The following is a 1911-nucleotide window of genomic DNA, read 5'->3' as shown; positions in this document are numbered from 1 at the left end:
CGAGTTCTGGGAGCTGGCTGTCGGGGCCAACTCCTTGAAGTATACGGGCGGCATCACCGTCGCGGTTGTCACCGAGTGGCGGGATCGGTACGTCTAGCAACGGGAGGGAGGCACGACAATGCCCATCATTCCAGGGGACCTAAAGCTCTACGGCTCGGCGACGATGCCGGACGATGACACGACGCTGAACATCGGCGGCGCGATCGACGCGGCGAAGAAGGTGGAGTTCAAGGACATCAACCCCACCGGCAACCTACAGATCGTCTCGAGCGCGGCGGACATCACGCAGACCGTGACGATCAGCGGGCGCGACGCCGGCGGGGCGATCATCAGCGAGGTCAAGACGCTGAGCGGCACGACGCCGGTCGCCATGACGACCAATACCAGCTGGGAGCGCATCTTGAAGGCCGTCAAGTCCGCGACGACGACCGCGGATGTGGCGATCGAGGCCGTGACGGCCGAGCGTACCGGCACGGCGCAGGCGGGTGGCGCGAACACGATCACGCTCGACGCGACGGCGAATGCGACGGACGACTTCTACAAGGGACACGTGATCCGACTCACGGCGGGGACAGGCATCAACCAGATCCGCGAGATCATCGGGTACGTCGGCGCGACGAAAGTCGCGACGGTCGCCGTCAACTGGGGGACGAACCCGGACGCGACGTCGGTCTTCCGCATCTCGCAGGGCTGTGTCTTCGACAAGAGCCCGAACGAGATCACGCAAATCCGCCGGCCGTTCTACAACGCCGTTGCCCCGACGAGCGGCACGCGCAAATACTACGACAAGCTCTTCTTCAAGAACACGCATGCGACGCTGAGCCTCACGACCGCGCAGGTCGTCGAGCAGGCGGATCCGACGGCGAAGATCGCCTTCGGCCTCGCGGTGAGCAAGGGCGATACCGGCGGCAATGGCGCCGGCAACAACCGGCAGGTGGCACCCAGCGCGATCACCTTCGACAGCGCGACCAAGGCCGTGCCGACCAACACACTGGCGGCTGGCGAGACGATCGGGGTCTGGGTCGAGCTGAGCCTGGCCGCTGGCGACAGCCCGCAGGATAGCACCTACACGCTGCGGCTGACCGGTAACACGGTCTGACGCGATGCCGTGGTTTGCGATCTACGAGAAAGCGACGGGGCGGCTCGTCAGCACCGGAACGGTCGTCGCGGATCCGCTCGATCCAGGGCTTGAGAAGACGGTACTCGCCGCAGCGCCCGACTTCAGCGTGCGGGACTGGGATCCGCTCGCGAAGGCGCTCATCACGAAGGCGCCGGCCACGACGCGGGTCGACATGCTGGTCGGGGACTCTGCGGTCGCGGCGATGCTGGCGAAGCTCACGCCGGCGGAGCGGATCGCGCTGCGGCAGAAGCTCGAGGACCTGTTCGGCGGGCTGACATGAGATGGGCGACTGGCCGGTCGGAATCACAGACATCGGACAGCAGTTCGCAGACATCGGGACGCAGACGTCGGACTCCAGCGGCAATAACATTGCGCCGTCAGGGACGGCACACCTGAAGGGCGCATGGGAGCAGCTGGTGCAATCAACGGCCTTCGATGCCGCCGGAATCCTGTGGGCACCCAGCCTGACCCAGACGGGTGCTCGCTACAGCGTAGATTTCGGAGTGGGTGCGGCGGGAAGCGAGCGGATGCTCATCGCGGATCTCTTCGCGCACGTCAACAACTTCAGCCGGGGCCTGCCGATGCGGACGTTCCTGCCGCTCAGCATCCCCGCGGGGACCCGGCTCGCAGCCCGGTCGCAGTCGAGCGCCGGCGGCAACTCGATCGACGCGAATCTCCTGCTCATCAGTGCGGCGCACTTGCTCGCGCCGTTTCCGGCTGCGCGGATCGATACGTACGGCTTCGTGGCGAGCTCGACAGCCGGCACCGGGGTGGATCCGGGCGGCACGGTC

General features: G+C 66.4%; 3 protein-coding genes. All 3 read left to right on the top strand.

Going from position 1 to position 1911, the window contains the following annotated elements:
* The first annotated feature begins 118 nt into the window (after positions 1-118).
* Positions 119-1099, top strand: a complete 981-nt coding sequence (locus Q8Q85_01875; GenBank protein MDP3772993.1) for a hypothetical protein — start codon at positions 119-121, stop codon at positions 1097-1099.
* A gap of 4 nt (positions 1100-1103) precedes the next feature.
* Positions 1104-1400, top strand: a complete 297-nt coding sequence (locus Q8Q85_01870) for a hypothetical protein (GenBank protein ID MDP3772992.1) — start codon at positions 1104-1106, stop codon at positions 1398-1400.
* A 136-nt stretch (positions 1401-1536) separates the two neighbouring features.
* On the top strand, positions 1537-1911 hold a 375-nt coding region (locus Q8Q85_01865; protein ID MDP3772991.1), incomplete at its 3' end, for a hypothetical protein.

Source organism: Gemmatimonadales bacterium, from assembly GCA_030697825.1.
Classification (GTDB): Bacteria; Gemmatimonadota; Gemmatimonadetes; order Gemmatimonadales; family JACORV01; genus JACORV01.
The sequence above is the reverse complement of the archived record's forward strand: the minus strand, read 5'-3'. Positions and strand labels throughout refer to the sequence as shown.